Genomic DNA, 18,315 nt, shown 5'->3' with positions numbered 1-18,315 from the left:
ATCCGCATTCGTCGTTGAAGTTGAAATCTCCTCGCATGTTCAGGAGGGAGCTGGCGCGCCGGGCTCAAGAAAGCGGCGCTAACTAAGCGATAGGACGTGTCCGGTTATACGGGGGCAAGATCAAGTTCGGCCAATTGCAGTCGTTCAGATAATAGAGAAGAACAAACTTGGAGTAAAAATGCTGCGGTTTGTAAAATTAATTTTGATCAGCCTAAGCTTCGTACTTCTTATGAACTCCGCGAAGGCGGTAACGACAGATGAGTATATGTGCCGTAATGGTTTATTCCCGAGTCTACTAAAAGATAGTCGCTTAGCAGTTGTTGCAGGAGATGCGAAATCACGACTTTATTTTTTTGAAGACATGGATGGCTGCCTGTCGCGCGGCGCCGAATGTCAGTCTCTAAGCTATGTCGTACATGGGGACGAACTTATCGTCGGTAAGCAACATGGTGACTGGAGTCTCTATGATATTTGCTGTTGCCACTGATGAACTAGCGCTATATACCTTTTCGTCGGAGATGCAGGCCACGTCCTATTGCGAGGGATTAGACGTCGAAGCAGCCGGATGGTTGTTTTGGGATGATATCGGTAGACCCTTATCACCATACTTTACGGTGCCGAATAAGCGAGGCGTATTGACCGTTCAAAATGGTGAGTATTATCTGGAACTGGCAGATGAAATGCATCATGCTCTTTTGAGCGAGGCCCTGGACGAAATCACAGATTTTTCATCTACAACGTCATTTAATACAGCACTGGAAGTACGTTTGTACATGGCCCATCAAATTGCAATGAAATTGAACTCATGAATCTTAAAAGGACAACTCAGGAAATTGTTGGGCGTCCGTATCGATACGCTCTGTTTTATAACTTTCCAGGTGGGCTAAGATTTGAATTGTCGGAGGGCGGCGGCAGTCCATTAGGCGAGGTCTTAACTGCGCTGCGCAAAGCCACAGCAATCTGCGATGACGTTTTTAGAAAAGAAGAGCGAATACTCGTTCACCTGGAGACGTTCGCGCTGGCATCGCGGTTTGAGTTACGTGAGAAGCTACGTGAGCTTCGCGTAGCCGGGATTGTCATCCCCAATATTCGAGATGTTTGGGTGGAGGCCCAAGCTCAAACCGATGAAGATGACGATGATGAGAGCGGTTACTGGGTAAGCTGCGCTTTTGAAGTCCCCACTTCCAAACTGCAAAACCTGCTTTGGTGTGCGTTTACCGTCGACTTCGGTTCCTCAGTAGGCCCCAATCCGCGCTGCCGGGTATATCTTCTTAATATGAACGACGGAATTGTCGTACACCCCTACGACGACAGGGGCATGGACGTCATTGGCCGCAACATGCCTTCGTTAGCAGGACTTTACGAGCGCCACAAAGACTTATTGCTGGCCTACGACCTTGAAGTGATGCGTCGGACCTTCACCAGTGCTTGAAAGCTGAGAAGCCGGCGAACCGCGCATGCGGCCCGCCGGTTAGTGATGCAGGATTAATTCAACAACGAGTGCTTGCGCGCATAGCCGAAGTACACGACCAGTCCGATCGCCAGCCAGATCACGAACGCGACCCAGGTGAACCAGCTCAGGTAAGTCATCAGCATCACGCAGAAGATCACCGCCAGCGCCGGAATCACCGGCACGCCTGGGCAGCGGAACGCGCGCTTCAGGTCGGGACGTTTCTTGCGCAGAATAACGACGGCAATCGACACCAGACTAAACGCGGCCAAGGTGCCGATGTTGATCAGCTCTGTCAGCACATTCAGCGGCACCACGGCGGCGATCAGGCCGAACACGATGCCGACCAGCCAGGTGGCGAAGAATGGCGTGTGGAAGCGCGGGTGCACCGTCGACAGCCGCTTCGGCAGCAAGCCGTCGCGCGACATCGCGAAGATGATGCGGGTCTGGCCGTACGCCATCACCAGGATCACCGTGGTCATGCCGAGGATGGCGCCCAGGTCGACGAAGCCGGCGACCCAGTTTTCACCGGCGTACTTCAACGCCAGCGACACCGGATGGTCCACACCCAGGAACTGCTGATACGGCACGATGCCGGTCATGATCGCCGACACCACCACGTACAGCACCGTGCACGCGGCCAGCGAGCCGATGATGCCGATCGGCAGATCGCGCTCCGGGCGTTTGACTTCCTCCGCCGCCGAAGTCACGGCGTCGAAGCCGATGAAGGCGAAGAACACCAGCGCGGCCGCGCTCAGCATGCCGTTGTAGCCGTAAGGCAGGAACGGTTGCCAGTTGGCCGGCTGCACGTGGCGCGAGCCGACGGCGATGAACAGCAACACGACGCCGATCTTGATGGCGACCATGATGTTGTTCAGGCGCGCCGATTCGCGCACGCCCCAGCTCAGCATCGCGGTCAGGATCAGCATGATGCACAGCGCGGGCAGGTTGATCCAGGTGGTGACGCCGGGCAGCGCGCCGGGCGCGGCGGTGAGCTGGACCGGCAAGTGGATGCCGAAGCCGGAGATCAGCGACTGGAAGTAGCCGGACCAGCCGACCGACACGGCCGATGTGGCCAGGCCGTATTCCAGCAGCAAGTCCCAGCCGATCATCCATGCGGCCAGTTCGCCGAGGGTGGCGTAACTATAAGTGTAGATGGAGCCGGCCACCGGGACGGTGGAGGCGAATTCGGCATAGCACAGCGCGGCGAAACCGCAGGCGACCGCGGCGACGATGAAGGACAGCGTCAGCGCCGGCCCGGCGGTGACGGCGCCGGTGCCGGTCAGCACGAAAATGCCGGTGCCGACGATGGCGCCGATGCCCATCAAGATCAGGTCGAAAGGTCCAAGTACCTTCGCCAGGCCGCCCGGCTTGCGGGAAGTGGCGATCATGTCATCCAGATTCTTCGTTCTAAAAAGGCTCAAAGTTGCTCCCGTGTTTTAGTTATGTAGCCCTCGTGAGGCGACCGCAAATAATACAGGATGTTCCGGGCCTTGCCGAGATTGCTGTTGTAACGTTATCTATCAATTATTTTTGCTGGACAAGAGCGCGGAAATGTAGAGCAAAAATCTATCCTCCAGCTTGGTCAGGTCGAGCCCGGTGATGTCGCCGATGCGGCGCAGCCGGTAATCCAGCGTGTTGCGGTGGATGTGCAGCGCCTCGGCGGTGGCGGCCGGATGACCGTCGTGGGCGAACCAGGCTTCCAGTGTGCGCTGCAGCAATTCCTTGTTCTTGTCCTGCGCTTGCAGTTTGGCGATCGGCAGGCGCAGCTGTTCGGCCTGCCAGCCCGCGCCTAGCCCGGACAGCAACACCGGCAGCGCTTGGTCGTAATAGCTGTGGCGATGGCGTCGCGGATGACGGGCGCGGCCGAGACGGGCGGCGGTCCGGGCGCTCTGATAGGACACCGCCACACCGCCGATGCCACTCAGCGCGATGCCCATGGTCAGCGTATGCGGCTGTTCGCATTCTTCGCGCAGGATCGCGGCCAGCGTCTGCAATTGGCGCTCGTGCCCGGGACCGGGGGCGTCGTAGAAGTCCAGCAACACCAGCTCGTGCGGGCCGGCGGCGGCCGTCAGCGTGGCCGGCAGGCGGGTGCGCATGCGCATTTGCAGGCGCTGGATCTCGGTTTCGCTGTCGATGGCCTCGTCGTCCAGCTGCAGCAGGAATACGTTGTGCATCCGCTCGAACTGCACGCCCAGCCGCCGCGCCCACGCGGCCAGATCGGCGTGCTCGGCCGGCTCGGCGTTGATCAGCTTGAGCACGAAGGCTTCGCGGTAGCGCGAATCGCGTTGCAGTTCGCCCGTCAGCTGGGCTTGTTCGAGGATCATTTCGGCGGTCAGGCGCACCAGCTCGCCGAACTGGCGCACGTCGTCCGGCGCGCCGCTCAGTCCGACCGCGCCGCATAATTGACCGTTGACCGTCAGCGGCAGGTTGATGCCGGGCTGGGCGCCGTGCATATTGCGCGCGCTGGCCTCGTCGATCTCCACCGTCAGCTGCTTGGCCAGGGCCAGCATGGCGCCGGCATGCAGTTCGCCGATGCGCGCCGGGTTGCCGCTGGCGACGATGCTGCCGTGCGCGTCCATGACGTTGACGTTGTACGGAATAATCCGCATGGTGCGGCTGACGATGTCCCGGGCCAGTTCGGTGCTGAGTAGGTTCATGCAATCCATTTTAGTGCATATGCCTAATAATTGGTGCGGGCGCAAGGGCATATTCAGGCGTTTTTCCAATGCTTTTTTGTGATCGATTCCAGATAATCGCCGCATCACTACAAAAACCGGAGATATGCATGAGCAGTTCCGCAACAGCCGCGGCATGGCCGTCCTCGACCGTCCTCGACGGCGCGTACAAGAAGGCCAGCTGGCACCTGATCCCTTTCATTTTCGTTTGCTACTTCTTTAATTACCTGGATCGGGTCAACGTCGGCTTTGCCAAGCTGGAGATGCTGGACGCGCTCAAATTGAGCAATACTGTTTACGGCCTCGGCGCCGGCATCTTCTTCATCGGCTATGTGCTGAGCGGCGTGCCGAGCAACCTGATCCTGCACAAGATCGGCGCCCGACGCTGGATCGCGGTGATGATGGTGGCCTGGGGCGCGCTGTCGGCCTGCATGTTGACCGTATCGACGCCGCTGTCGTTCTACGTGCTGCGCTTCTTCACCGGCGTCGCCGAAGCCGGCTTCTTCCCCGGCATGGTACTGTACTTCACCCACTGGTTCCCGTCGCAGAAGCGCGGCCAGGTGATGGCGCTGTTCATGTCGGCGATTCCGATTTCCGGCTTGATCGGCGGCCCGCTGTCCGGCTGGATGCTGGCGCATTTCTCGGCCGGGCAGGGCGGCATGGCCGGGTGGCAGTGGCTGTTCCTGCTGCAGGGCGTGCCGACCGTGCTGCTCGGCGTCGGCGTGTACTTCTATCTGAACGACGGTATCGCGCAAGCCAAGTGGCTCAGCGCCGAAGAAAAAGGCGCGATGCAAGCCGCGCTGGCCGCCGATGAACAACAGCGCCAGGCCGTCAGCAACGTCGGCCAGACCCTGGGCGCGGTGCTGCGCAACGGCAGCGTGTGGATGCTGGGCGTGATCTATTTCTGCATCCAGATGGGCGTGTATGCGATTAACTTCTGGCTGCCGTCGATCATCAAGTCGCTCGGCTTTCCGAGCGCGCAGACGGTTGGCTGGCTGAGCGCCATTCCCTATCTGATGGCGGCCGGCTTCATGGTGTGGATGGGACGCTCGGCGGACCGGCGCCGCGAGCGTCGCTGGCACGTGTCGCTGCCGATGCTGATGGGCCTTGTCGGCCTGACGATGGCGGCCAACTTCTCCAGCAACACGCTGGTCGTGATGATCGGCTTGAGCATGGCGACCATGGGCGCGCTGGCGGCGCTGGCGCTGTTCTGGTCCTTGCCTGCGGCCTTCCTTGGCAGCGCGGCAGCGGCGGGTGGCCTGGCGCTGATTAATTCGCTGGGCCAGATCGCCGGCTTTGTCAGTCCCTTCCTGGTCGGCTGGATCAAGGATGCGACCCAGAGCACCGATACGGCGCTGTACATTCTGTCGAGCGTGATGCTGCTTGGTGCGATACTGGTGCTGCGCGTTCCCGCGAAGCTGGTCAACCGTTGAATTGAGAATATCGATGAAAATCGTCATAGCGCCCGATTCGTTTAAAGAGAGCCTGACCGCGATGGCCGTCGCCAGCGAGATCGAAGCGGGCTTCCGTGAATTCTTCCCCGACGCGCAGTATGTCAAGCTGCCGGTCGCCGACGGCGGCGAGGGCACGGTGCAAGCCATGATCGACGCCAGCGGCGGCCGGCGCGTCGAGCTGCAGGTCACGGGTCCGCTCGGCGAGCCGGTGGCCGCGTTCTACGGCTTGATGGGCGACGGCGAGACGGCGGTGATCGAGATGGCCGCCGCCAGCGGCCTGGAACTGGTGCCGCCGGCGCGGCGCAATCCCTTGTACTCCACCAGCTATGGTACCGGCCAGTTGATCCTGAACGCGCTGGACGCCGGCGCGCGCCGTTTCGTGCTGGGCGTCGGCGGCAGCGCCACCAACGATGGCGGCGCGGGCATGCTGCAGGCACTGGGCGGCCGCTTGATCGACGCGGCCGGCGCGGAGCTGAACGCCGGCGGCGGCGCATTGGCCGCGCTGGCGCGCATCGATTTGTCGGCGATGGACAAGCGCCTCAAGGAGTGTGTGTTCGACGTCGCCTGCGACGTCACCAATCCGCTGGTCGGTCCGCGCGGCGCGTCGGCGATCTTCGGCCCGCAGAAAGGCGCGACGCCGGAGATGGTCGAGCAGCTGGACGCCAACCTGCGCCACTTCGCTTCGGTGATCGCGCGCGATCTCGGCCAGGATGTGGCGGAGATTCCGGGCGCCGGCGCCGGCGGCGGTATCGGCGCCGGGATGATGGTGTTCCTCGGCGGCCGTCTGCGGCCGGGCAGCGAGATCGTCACCGCCGCCGTCGGACTGGACGCGGCGGTCGCGGATGCGGACCTGGTCATCACCGGCGAAGGACGCATCGACGGCCAGACCATCCACGGCAAGACCCCGATCGGCGTGGCGCGCGTGGCGCAGCGCCACGGCAAACCGGTGATCGCGATCGCCGGCGGCCTGGCCACCGGCGCGGCGGCGGTGCATGCGCACGGCATCGACGCGGTGTTCGGCGCGGTCAGCCGGCCTTGCACGGTCGAAGAGGCGCTGGCGGCGGCGGCGGTCAACGTCCGTAGCGCCGCGCGCAACATCGCCGCTGTACTGAGCTTGGGGGCCAAGCTGGGGATGTGATAAAGTTATTCCTCTGTTAAACACCTGGGAAGTACATCTATGGGAGTCGCCAGACTGCCGTCCATCAAGGTACAGATGTACAAGCTCGTGTTGGTCTGCGCGCTGCCCGCCGTCGTGGGCTTCTCGCTCCTGACCAGCAATTTCATCGAGCGTGAGCGCACGCAGATCAAACAGGACACCCTGATCACGGCCCGCGCGCTGATCCAGGCGGTGGACCGGGACCTGAACACCGGCATCACCGTGGCCTTGGCGCTGGCCGGATCGCCCAGCATCGACGCCGGCGACTTCAAGGCCTTCCATGCCGAGGCGAACAAGGTGCTGCGGCCCGAATTCCCGGGTTTTAATTTTGTCCTCAGTACGCCGGATTCGATCCAGCTGGTGAATAGCGCGCGTCCTTTCGGCGGCATGCTGGTCGATCCCGGCAGCGCGCCGCGCATCAGCAAAGTCGTCGCCACCGGTAAGCCGCTGATCTCCGATCTGTTCATGGGGACGGCGGTGACGCGTCCGCTGGTGGCGATCCATGTGCCGGTGCTGCGCGACGGCGTTGTGCGTTACGTGATGTCGGTCGCCTTTCTGCCCGAGCGCCTGGGCCAGGTGTTGCGCGAGCAGCGCCTGCCGCCGGACCGCGTGGTCGGGATCTTCGATGCCAAGGGTGTCATTGTGGCGCGTAGCCGAGACGGCGAACGATTCGTCGGTCAGAAGGGATCGCCGTCGCTGTTGGCGCAAATGCCGAACAAGCTTGAGGACGCGATCGAGTCGATCACGCTGGAAGGCATTCCCGTCTATTCGATGTACAGCCGCTCCACCACCAGCGGCTGGTCGGTGGTGATCGGCGTGCCGCGCAGCGCGGTGTACTCCGAAATGCTGAAGTCCATCGTGTGGATCGTCGGCGTAGTCAGCCTGCTGCTGGCCGCCGGCATTGGCGCCGCCTGGTACTTCGCCCGCAATATCAGCCGTTCCGTGAGTGCGCTGTCGTCGGCGGCGGTGGCCTTGGGCGCCAACGGCGCGGGCAGCTTGCCGGTGGTTCGCGAACGTGCGCTGTTTCGCGAGGCGGACGATGCCATCAAGACCTTGCGCGCCGTGGACGAGGAGCTGCAACGCCATCGTCATCATCTTGAATACCTGATCGAGGAACGCACCCTGCAATTGCAGTCGGCGGTGGAGCAGGCGCAGACCGCCAACGCCGCCAAGGATGCATTCGTCGCCAATATGAGCCATGAACTGCGCACGCCGATGAACGCGGTGCTGGGCATGGCGCATCTACTGGGCACCACGGGTTTGTCGCAGGAGCAGAGCCGCTACCTGGAGATGATCCGCGCCTCGGGCCAATCGCTGCTTGGCGTGTTGAACGACATCCTCGACTTCTCCAAAATGCAGGCCGGGAAGGTGGAGCGGCATCCGGTGCGCTTCCGCCTGGAGGACGTGTTGCATTCGCTGGCGGCCATCATGAGCGTCAGCGCCGGCGACAAGAATCTGGAGCTGTGCATCGGCGTCGAGCCGGACGTGCCGCGCGCGCTGTTCGGCGACGCGCTGCGCGTGCAGCAGATCCTGATCAACCTGGCCGGCAACGCGATCAAGTTCACCGAGCAGGGCGAGGTGTCGGTGCTGATCGAACGCGCTTCGGCCGCGCAGGAACCTTTGGCGCTGCGCTTCCGGGTGCGCGACAGCGGCATCGGCATGACTGAGGATCAGCTGTCGCGATTGTTCATGCCCTTCACCCAGGGCGATCTGTCCACCACCCGGCGTTACGGCGGTACCGGCCTGGGGCTGACGATTTCCAAGGGCTTGATCGAAATGTTGGGCGGCGTAATCCTGGTCAAGAGCGTGCCGGGCGAAGGGAGCGAGTTCCAGTTCACCTTGCCGTTGAAGGTGTCCGACGAGAGCGAACCGACGGTGGCGGCCGGGCGCATGCACGTGCTGGTGGTCGACGACAATCGCACCAGCCGCGATTTCCTCGGCAAGATTATCGCCGCCTGGCATTGGACCAGCGACAGCGCGGCCTCCGGCGAGGAGGCGTTGACGCTGTTGCGCTCGGGCCGCAGCTACGACTTCGCCCTGGTCGATGGCGTGATGCCGGGCATGGATGGACCGGCGACCATGAGCGCCTTGCGGCAGCTGTCGGCGATGCCGGTAATCTGCATGGTCAACGCTTATGCGCGCGGAAAGCTGATGCAGCAGATGGCATCGTCCAACGCGGCGGCGTTCCTGACCAAGCCGGTGACCGCCTCCAGTTTGTTCGACGCGGTGCAGACGGCGACGGCGCGCCTTCAATCCGGCGCGGACGGCGCTGCGGCATCGCCGCAGGCGGCGGGGTTTGCCGGCGTGCGTATCCTGCTGGTGGAGGATAATCCGATCAACCAGAATGTCGCCAAGGGCATACTGGAACAGGCCGGGGCCACGGTCTCGGTGGCCGACAATGGTGAGCTGGCGATCGAGGCGCTGCGCGCCGGCGGCTACGACCTGGTGTTGATGGACGTTCAGATGCCGGTCATGGACGGCTACAGCGCGACGCGCCTTATTCGCGAGGAGCTGGGCTTGACGCTGCCGGTCATCGCCATGACCGCCGGGGTCATGGAGTCCGAACGCGAGCAGTGCATCGCCGCCGGCATGGACGACTTCATCGCCAAGCCTATCGACGTGGAGCAGATGTTCGCCACCATCCAGCGCCATCTTCGCTCACTTGTTTGAGTAGTTAATGCCGCGCCGCGTTTTCGCAGTGCGCCGGTGATAAGCTTCGACGCGGCGATTAAAGCGCTTCGCCGGTAGATATCAAGCGCGTTGGAGCAGGTCGCATGAGCGCATCATTGGAACGACGTCAATTCTTTAAAATCGCATCGCTGCTGGCCGGTGGCTTGCCCGCGTTGGCGGCTGGCTCCGGCGCCGCCGCTGCCGCCGCCGGGCCGCCAGCAGCCGGCCCGGCATCTGCCGACGGTGGAGCGCCGCTGCGCTGGCTGGACGGCACCCCGGCCAGCTTTCGTGGCGCCACCTGGGGCGTGGCCTGGCCGCAAGGCCGCGTGCAGCGCGACAGCGGGTTCGAATTGCGCATTGGCGAGGGCGCCGGCGCACGTGCTGGCGCGGCCGTGCAATCGTGGCCGCTGGCCTATTGGCCGGACGGCACGCTGAAATGGACCGCCCACGCGCTGCCGCCCGATGCCGGCGGCGGCAAGCCCGCCGCCGCCTACACGCTACATCCGCTACCGGCGGGCGCAGCATCCGCGCCGATCGGCGCCGGCCCGCTCCTGGCGAACGAGAGCGCGGCGCTCATCACCATCGACAATGGCGTCCTGCAGTGCACACTGCCGCGTGCCGGCGCGCTGCTGATCAAAACGCTGCAACGCGCCGGCAAGCCGCTGCTGACCGACGGCCGCCTGATCCTGCTGGTGGACGGCGCAGCGGATGACGAGGCCACCGGCGCCGCACGCCGCGCCTACGACAGCACCATCGACAAAACCACGCTGGAACAAAACGGACCGCAGCGCGCCGTGGTCCGCATTGAAGGCGCACACCGGCACACCGACGGCGCCAGGCTGTTGCCCTACGTGGTCCGTCTATACTTCTACAAGGATTCCGACGCGGTGCGCGTGGTCCACACGCTGGTCTACGACGCCGATCCGGACAAAGCCTATATACGCGGCGTCGGCCTGCGCTTCGGCGTTCCGTTGCGCGCGCCGCTGCACGACCGCCACATCCGCTTCGCCGGCGACAACGGCGGCGTGTTCGCCGAATCCGTGCGCGGCATCACCGGCCTGCGGCGCGACGCAGGCAAGGCATCCTACGACGCCCAGCTGAGCGGCCGCACCGTGCCGCTGGACCAGCTGTCGCCGCAAGTCAGCAAAGGGCTGCGCTACATCCCGGCATTCGGCCAGTACTCGCTGTTGCAATCCCACCCGGACGGCTTCTCGATCGCCAAGCGCACCAGCGCCGGCCATGGCTGGGTGCACGCGGCCAGCGGCACGCGCGCCTCCGGCACCGGCTATGTCGGAGCGCCCGATGGCGGCGTCGCGTTCGGCGTGCGCAATTTCTGGCAAAGCTATCCCGGCCAACTGGACATCGCCGGCGCCGAAACCGAGCTCGCCACCGTCACCTTGTGGCTATGGGCGCCCAAGGCTCCGGCGATGGACCTGCGCTTTTACCACGACGGCATGGGCGAAGACAGCTTCGCCAAACAGCGCGACGCGCTGGACATCACCTATGAAGACTACGAGCCGGGCTTCGGCACACCCTACGGCGTCGCCCGCACCAGCGAAATCGAACTGCAACTGCTGCCCGCCACGCCGAGTAACGCGGATCTGGTGGACATCAGCCGCCGCATCCAGTCGCCGCCGCAGCTGATGGTTTCCGGTGAGGCATTGCACAACGCCGGCGTGTTCAGCGAGTACTGGAGCCCGGCGGCGTCGCGGCCGACACCTGCGCAAGCCAGGCTGGAAAAGCAGCTGGCCTGGAGCTTCGACTTTTACCGCAAGGAGATCGAGCAGCGCAAATGGTATGGTTACTGGGACTACGGCGACGTGATGCACACCTACGACGAGCAGCGCCACGTCTGGCGCTACGACGTCGGCGGCTTTGCCTGGGACAATTCGGAACTAAGCACCGAGATCTGGCTGTGGCACTACTTCCTGCACAGTGGCCGCGCCGACGCCTTCCGCATGGCCGAAGCGATGACCCGGCACACCGGCGAGGTCGACGTCCACCACATCGGCCCATTCAGTCCGCTCGGCTCGCGCCACAGCGTCCAGCATTGGGGCGATAGCGCCAAACAGTTGCGCGTCTCCACCGCGATCAACCGCCGCTTCATGTACTACCTGACCGCCGACGAGCGCGTGGGCGATCTGTTGAGCGAGCAGACCGACGCCGTGGAGCGCTTGCGCACCGTGGTCCCCGGCCGCAAAGTGGGACAGAAGGCGGCCGAGGAGCCGGGATACGCCAGCGTCGCCTTTGGCACGGACTGGGGCGCGGTGGCGGCGGCCTGGTTCACCGAATGGGAACGCAGCGGCAAGCCGCAGTATCGCGACAAACTATTGGCCAGCATGGCGAGCATCGCCGCGCAGCCGCTGGGTTTCCTTGCCGGCGGCGGCACGATGGACCTGCGCACCGGCGCCTATGTACTGGACCACGACAAGAAGATCAGCGTCTCGCATTTGAGCGCGGTATTCGGACTTCCCGAGATTTGCAGCGAATTGATACGCACCGTGCCACAGCCCGGCTTCCGCGACGCGTGGCTACGCTACTGCCGCCTCTACAACGCCAGCGCGGAGCAACAGAAGGCGGAACTGGGCCAGGATCTCGGCAAGCTGAATCTTGGTCAGGGCCATGCGCGCCTGCTGGCCTACGCCGCCGTGCAGTGGCAAGACAAGGCGATGCTGACGCGCGCCTGGGCGCAGTTCCACGAAGGCCGCGCGGGCTTGAAGGACGGCGACCTGGTGTCGCGCATCGTCAAGCCGCCACTGGTGCTGGCCGAGGTGGAGGAGGCCCCGACCCTGTCGACCAACGCCGTCGCGCAATGGGGGCTGGGTGCGTTGGGCATGCTGGCCCTGGACGCCGCCAATTCCGCGCTATTCAGCGACGACTTCCAGCGCTTCGATCCGCGATCTTGGGCGGTGGAGGCGGAGGCGGGCGATGCCGCAAGCGCGGCGCGGGCCGCGTCGCGCGCGCTGATGCTGGATGCCGGCCGTGGCTTGACGGTGTGGCTGCGCAAGCAGCTGATCGGCCACTATGAAATCACGTTCACGCGCACGATTCTGGCCGAAGGTCGGCTATCGGACATGAACTTCTTCTGGGAGGCGCAGCTGCCGGCCGGCTTCACGCAATCGGGCAAGCTGGAGGAATACGACAAGCTGCGGCTGTTCTATGCCGGCGTGGGAGGCAACAGCAACAGCACCACGCGCTTCCGTTATTACGACGGCAGCGGCGAGCGCAAGCTGCTGCAGGAATACACCACGCCCGACTTCCTGTTGAAGGCCAACCACCCGTACCGCATCCGCATCGCGGTCGACGCGCAGGGCACGCGGTTGTTCGTGGACGACAAACTGTACTTCTCGGCGCCGGGACCGCAGGCGGGCGGCGGCTACTTCGGGCTGCGCACCACGCAGTCGCGCCAGAAAATCGAAAACTTCTCGGTGCGGCGGATTTAAAAGAAGGTATTGATGGCGTGCCGTACGCCGTAGTCGTCGTCCACCGCCAGCAGCAGCGGCCATTTGTCGAAGGTGGTGCACGGATGCGAGATGCCGCAGCCGACCAGGTCGCCCACCGCCAGTTCCGCGCCGATGGCCGCATCGGCCGGCATGCGCAGATACGCGTGCTGATCGTTCATCTTCTCGATGCGGCAGCCTTCCGGCATCGCACCCGGCTCGGCCGCGCCGGGCCGATGCCACACCAGCGCGCGCGGCAAATCGATGTCGTAGGACGCATCGCGTTTGCCCATGCTCAGGATCGCCAGCGTCGGCTCGGGCCGCGACAACACCATGCTCCATATTTCCAGCGCCGGCCGCAGGCCCTGTTCCGGCGTCACGCCTTCGCGCGCGTTCAGTTTGGCGATCATGTCCTGGTAGTGGCCGTGATCGTTGGTCAGGTAGCAGCCGCTGCGCAGCACCGGCAGCACCGGCCGCGACAAACCTTTTACCTGCGCGAAGCCGTTGGCGACGAAATCGAAGTACGCCGAACCTCCCGCAGACAGCAGGATGCGTTCGCGCGTGAACAGTCCCTCGCCGTCGGCCTGGCGCAGCAGGTCGGCCAGTCTGGCAACGAAGTCGCGCACCTCCTGGTGATCGCGCTCCTGATCCTTGCTGGTCAACAGGCCCTCGTAGCCTTCGATACCGGCCAACTCCAGTCCCGGCGCGGCTGCCACTTCGCGCGCGACGGCCAGCGCTTCCTCCATGGTCCTGCAGCCGGCGCGTTTGCCGGCCAGGCCGAGTTCCACCAGCAGCGGCAGCGGGCGTTCCAGCCCAAGGCGGGTAACGGCCTGCGACAGGCGCGCGACTCCGGCGCTGGAATCGACCAGCGCGAAGAATTCGAAACCGGAATCCTGCCGCATCAGCGCGACGGCGGCCTTGATGTCGGCAGGCGCCACCAGCTGGTTGGCCAGCAGCACGCGCCGCACGCCGTAGCGGAACGCCGTCTGCGCCTGCGTCACCGATGCCAGCGTGATGCCCCAGGCGCCGTTGGCCAGTTGGGCGGAGAACAGCTGGGGACTCATGGTGGTCTTGCCGTGTGGCGCCAGTTGCGCACCGTGGCGTTCGCAGAAGCGGCGCATCCATTCCAGGTTGTGCTGTATCGCGGAGATCTTGAGTACGGCGACCGGGAAGCTGGTGTCGGCGCGCAGCACGTTCCACTGCTGGGCGCCGATGGCGCCTTGCGGCAGCGGCGCCGTGATCGGCAGGCCTTTGACGCCGGGATGCAGCAGCTGCTTCTCCAGCGAGAGCAGCGGGGCGGAAGTGGCGCGGGCGGCGCCGGACAAAGCAGTGCGTTTCAAATAAGCTCCCGGCGATGGTGCGCCCCGCATGGCGGCGCTAGTCTTCTATTGTAAGGGTGCGGCGCGCCATTCGACACGGTTGCGGCCGGATTTTTTTGCCTGATACAGCAGGCGGTCGGTGGCGGCGAACAACTCGGTGCAGGTCTCGATGGGGTCGGCCCCGGCTCCCACCAGCGTGGCGCCGCCGGCGCTGACGGTCAGCACCGGCGCCACGGCCGACGCCTCGTGCGCGATCCCCAGTCCGGCGATGGCGGTGCAGATGGCGATCACCACTTGCTGCGCCTGGGCGGCGTCGGTGTCGGGCATCAGCAGCACCAGTTCTTCGCCGCCGTAGCGGGCCGCCAGATCGCCGGGCCGTCGCAGACCGGATGCGCTGGTGCGGGCCACTGCGCGCAGCGCGCGGTCGCCGGCAGGGTGGCCGTAATGGTCGTTGTATTGTTTGAACGCGTCGATATCCAGCATCGCCAGCGACAGCGGCCGGCCGTTGCGGCGGCAGCGCTGCCACTCCGCCTCGAACACTTCGTCGAAGCGGCGGCGGTTGGCCAGTTCGGTCAGGCCGTCGACATGGGCCAGGTGCTCCAGCATGCGGCGCTGGCGCACCATCTGCAAGTGCATCGCCACGCGCGCCATCACAACGGTGGTGTTGAAGGGCTTTGCGATGTAGTCGGCGGCGCCCAGCTTCAAGCCGTTGGCCTCGTCCTCCGGACGCCCCAGCCCGGAGATGAAAATGACGGTGATGTGCGCGGTCCGCGGGTCGGTCCGCAGCCGGCGCAGCACTTCGTAGCCGTCCATGTCGGGCATGACCACGTCGAGCAGCATCAGGTCGGGCAGATGGCGCGCGGCCAGCTCCAGCGCTTGCGCGCCGTTCTTGGCCAGCACCACCGTATGTTCGGGCTTGAGCAGTTCCGCCAGCACCTGGCGGTTCACGACATCGTCATCGGCGACCAGCACCTTTTGCGTTCCCGCGAAATTCATGCGTCTTCTTCCACTTTCGTTTGTCCGGCTGGGGCCAGCGCATTTGCCAATGCGTTCAGCGGCGCCAGGGCGGACTGATATTCGATCTCTTCGACGGCGCGCTGGATCGCGGCCAGCGTGCTTGTATGTTGTATGACCGCCGGCAGCGCGCGCAATTCGTGCAGCACGTCCTCGGCACGGGCGTCGTCGGCGCGTAGGTAGGCTTCCAATTGTTCGATCAGCATGGCGGCGTCTCCGTCGTGATAACGGGCGGCGGCCGGCGGTGCGTCGATGCCGGCCAGTCCGTTGGCCACCAGATCGAGGTCGGTGGATAGTTCGGCTGCCAGTGTGGCGATCAGGTCTTCGCGGCCGCTGTAGAGCGCTTGTTCGACTCCGTGGGCTTGCGCGGCCAGGTCGATAGCGCCGATGTAGGTGGCGCTCGATTTCAGGTTGTGCATCATGCCTTGCAAGACATCGTACTGCTGTTGCGCGATCGCTTCGCGGACGTTCCGGCCGCCGTCACGGTATTCGCGCAGGAAGCCTTGAATGCGTTTCTCCAGCCGGCCGCGCTGCCGGTCGACGCTGTCGAGGGCGAGCTGCCAGTCGATGCCCGGGATGGCCGGCAGTGCGTCCGGCGCGCCGATCGAGGCGCCCGCCGTGGTTGCGAAGCCTGCGGCGGTGTCGGCATTCGGCGCGGTGCCAGCGTGCGGCGCTTCTTCGCCGGAGTGCAAAGCAGCGGCGACCGGCGCCAGGCGCCGTCCCGCCAGCCGCGCCGGCGGTATCCATTTGAGCAGCGCGCGATACAGTTGCTCTGGCTCGATCGGCTTGGTGACGTGATCGTTCATGCCGGCCGCCAGGCTCTTTTCTCGATCGCCTTGCATGGCATGCGCGGTCATGGCGACAATGGGCAGCAGCTTGCAGCGGTCGATGGCGCGGATGCGGCGCGCCGCCGTCAGGCCGTCCACTTCCTGCATCTGGATGTCCATCAGCACCAGGTCGTAATCGCCTTCGTGCACCATGCGCACCGCTTCGCCGCCGTGATGGGCGACATCGACCTGGATGCGCGCCGCCGACAGGAATTCCAACGCGACTTCGCGGTTGTTGGCGTTGTCTTCGGCCAGCAGGATGCGGGCGCCGTCCAGCGCCGACAGGTCCGGCAGCGTCGGCGCGGACCAGGCGGCCGTGTTGCCTGCGGCGGTCGGTACGTGCGCGCTCGGCGGGCTGGCCGGCCAACCAGCCACGCCCGCCGCGTCGGCGATGCCCAGCCGCACCGTGAAGCTGAAGCGGCTGCCGACGCCGGGCGTGCTGCTCACCTTGATCTCACCGCCCATCAGCTCCACCAGCTGGCGCGAGATGCTCAGTCCCAGCCCTGTGCCGCCGTACTTGCGGGTGATCGAGCCGTCACCCTGGTTGAACGATTCGAACAAGCGCGCGATCTGCGATGGCCGCATGCCGATACCGGTGTCGCTGACCGAAAAGCGCAGCGACACATCTTCCGCCGTGCGCGCCATCAGCTCGACGGCGATAACGATTTCGCCGCGCTCGGTGAACTTGACCGCGTTGCTGGTCAGGTTGACCAGCACCTGCGTCAGGCGCAGCGGATCGCCGACCAGTTTCGCCGGCACCGCCGCGTCGATCTGCAACTTGAGGTCGACGCGTGCGGCGTCCGCCTTGATGGTGGTGAGGCTAGTCAGATGCTCCAGCAGTTCATGCAGCGCGAACGGCGTGGCGTCCAGCCCCAGCTTGCCCGCCTCGATCTTCGAGAAGTCCAGGATGTCGTTGATGATGGCCAGCAGGTGCTCGCCCGCGCCGAGGATCTTGACCAGATAGTTTTGCAGCTTGGGGTCGGGTTGCGTCATCAACGCCAGCCGGCTCATGCCGATGATGGCATTCATCGGTGTGCGGATCTCATGGCTCATGTGGGCCAGGAATTCGGACTTGGTGCGGGTCGCTTCCTCGGCGCGCAGCATGGCGGTCTGCATCGCCTTGGTGCGCAAGCCGAGAATGCGCATGAACACCAGCATGTCGAACAGATTCCCGAACTGCAGCGCGTGCATGGTCCAGAAGTTGGCGCCGATCTTGCCGCTGATGACCTGGCTCAGCACCACCGACGTGGCGAAGCTGACCGCCCAGCCGATCATGAAGTAGATCCCCACCGAGTCGCCGCGGCGCGCGCGGAGGTAGGCGCCGGGAAGGCCGAGCAGCATCGGCATCAAACCGAGCGTGCTGACGATGGCAACCAGCGTCTCGACGCTGATGATGTCGGTGGCGTAAGCCAGCGCGCTGGCGATGCACAGTGCGGCGCCGGCTCGCATCAGGCGGCTGAAGAGATGGTCCTTGCCGGGCCGCGCCAGCGCCTGCTCGACGAACAGATAGGCGCCGCAGGAGGCGATCAGCGCGAACAAGCCGCCGGCGTGGATGCTCATCCAGACGTTGTTCTTCCACAGATACTGGTTACCCAGTCCGAAGAACTCGACCGAGAACAGCGTGAAGCCGGCGATCAGCAGCGCGAACTTGCCGAACAAGGGTTCACGCAGGTTGATCCACTGCGCCAGGCTATACAGCAGCAGGCATAGACTCAGGCCGGTCAGCATCCCTTGCAGCATCTGCTCCTTGAGCGCTTCGGCATGGAAGGCGTCTGGACGCGAGAAGCGGATCGGCAGGATCATCGAGCCGATGTTCTCGACCCGCAGCAGCAATGTGTGTTCCACGCCGGGCGCCAGGTGCAGCAGGGCGGCGGGTACGCGGCCACGCGGCATGCCATCCGGCTCCGGTTGCAGGTTGCCGATCACCTGGTGCTGCGTGATGCCGTCACCGGTGGCGACATAGACGTCGATCCGGTTCAGCACCGCGTAGTCGATATTCAGCACCCATTCGCCGTCGCTTTGCGCCGGCAGCGTCACAGGGATGCGCAGCCATAGCACCTCCTTGTGCACGCCCAGCGTCGCGTAGGCGGAATCGGGCACCGCGTAGCGTTCGACATCCGCCAGCGCCTCGTCGGGCCGCAGTTTGCCTTCGGTCTCGATCATGGTCGTGACGGCGGGCCAGGCCTCGACATGGCGGCTGTGCGCGTCCAGCAGCAGCGGCGCCGGCGCGGCTGCGAATGCCCCTCCGGTTGGCAGCAGTGCGAAGACGATCAGCAGGTAGCGGAAGAGGCGGTGCGGCATGGGGGC

11 protein-coding genes are annotated in these 18,315 nt (G+C 64.5%); 6 read left to right on the top strand and 5 right to left on the bottom strand.

The genetic code is table 11. The features are described from left to right. The first annotated feature begins 464 nt into the window (after positions 1–464). Positions 465–809, top strand: a complete 345-nt coding sequence (locus tag GW587_RS23610; RefSeq protein ID WP_166107204.1) for a hypothetical protein — start codon at positions 465–467, stop codon at positions 807–809. Then, the gene (locus GW587_RS23605; protein WP_166107202.1) at positions 806–1,432 is read left to right on the top strand and encodes a DUF3885 domain-containing protein; all 627 of its coding nucleotides are present in this window, start codon (positions 806–808) and stop codon (positions 1,430–1,432) included. The genes GW587_RS23610 and GW587_RS23605 overlap by 4 nt, the downstream gene beginning before the upstream one ends. A 53-nt stretch (positions 1,433–1,485) precedes the next feature. Here the strand turns inward: GW587_RS23605 and bcaP are convergent, their stop codons facing one another. Next, on the bottom strand, positions 1,486–2,874 hold the full coding sequence (bcaP, locus tag GW587_RS23600) for a branched-chain amino acid transporter BcaP (protein WP_308495401.1): 1,389 nt from the start codon (positions 2,872–2,874) through the stop codon (positions 1,486–1,488). Positions 2,875–2,973: 99 nt separating this feature from the next. After that, on the bottom strand, positions 2,974–4,110 hold the full coding sequence (locus tag GW587_RS23595) for a sugar diacid recognition domain-containing protein (RefSeq protein ID WP_166107198.1): 1,137 nt from the start codon (positions 4,108–4,110) through the stop codon (positions 2,974–2,976). A gap of 128 nt (positions 4,111–4,238) precedes the next feature. On the opposite strand from GW587_RS23595, the gene GW587_RS23590 reads away from it, so the two are divergent. The 4 genes from GW587_RS23590 (at position 4,239) to GW587_RS23575 (ending at position 12,851) form a co-directional block, all read left to right on the top strand. Then, a complete protein-coding gene (locus GW587_RS23590) occupies positions 4,239–5,561 on the top strand; it encodes an MFS transporter (protein ID WP_166107196.1) in 1,323 nt (440 codons plus the stop codon). A 13-nt stretch (positions 5,562–5,574) separates the two neighbouring features. Beyond that, positions 5,575–6,720 carry a glycerate kinase gene (locus tag GW587_RS23585; RefSeq protein WP_166107194.1) on the top strand — a complete coding sequence of 382 codons (1,146 nt, stop codon included), beginning with the start codon at positions 5,575–5,577 and terminating at the stop codon, positions 6,718–6,720. 39 nt (positions 6,721–6,759) lie between these two features. Beyond that, a complete protein-coding gene (locus tag GW587_RS23580; RefSeq protein ID WP_166107192.1) occupies positions 6,760–9,408 on the top strand; it encodes a hybrid sensor histidine kinase/response regulator in 2,649 nt (882 codons plus the stop codon). Between the two features lie 104 nt (positions 9,409–9,512). Then, positions 9,513–12,851: an exo-rhamnogalacturonan lyase family protein gene (locus GW587_RS23575; RefSeq protein ID WP_207393613.1), complete on the top strand. Its 3,339-nt coding sequence runs from the start codon at positions 9,513–9,515 to the stop codon at positions 12,849–12,851. Here the strand turns inward: GW587_RS23575 and GW587_RS23570 are convergent. Genes GW587_RS23570 through GW587_RS23560 form a run of 3 tightly spaced genes read right to left on the bottom strand, consistent with a single transcriptional unit; the run spans position 12,848 to position 18,309 of the window. Next, on the bottom strand, positions 12,848–14,188 hold the full coding sequence (locus GW587_RS23570) for an amino acid deaminase (protein ID WP_229259612.1): 1,341 nt from the start codon (positions 14,186–14,188) through the stop codon (positions 12,848–12,850). The genes GW587_RS23575 and GW587_RS23570 overlap by 4 nt on opposite strands. Positions 14,189–14,233: 45 nt before the next feature. Next, a complete protein-coding gene (locus GW587_RS23565; protein ID WP_166107189.1) occupies positions 14,234–15,163 on the bottom strand; it encodes a diguanylate cyclase in 930 nt (309 codons plus the stop codon). Beyond that, positions 15,160–18,309: a hybrid sensor histidine kinase/response regulator gene (locus tag GW587_RS23560; RefSeq protein WP_166107187.1), complete on the bottom strand. Its 3,150-nt coding sequence runs from the start codon at positions 18,307–18,309 to the stop codon at positions 15,160–15,162. Before GW587_RS23560 ends, GW587_RS23565 begins: the two co-directional genes overlap by 4 nt. Positions 18,310–18,315: the final 6 nt, after the last annotated feature.

The organism is Duganella aceris (assembly GCF_011090165.1).
Taxonomy (GTDB): domain Bacteria; phylum Pseudomonadota; class Gammaproteobacteria; order Burkholderiales; family Burkholderiaceae_D; genus Rugamonas; species Rugamonas aceris.
The sequence above is the reverse complement of the archived record's forward strand: the minus strand, read 5'-3'. Positions and strand labels throughout refer to the sequence as shown.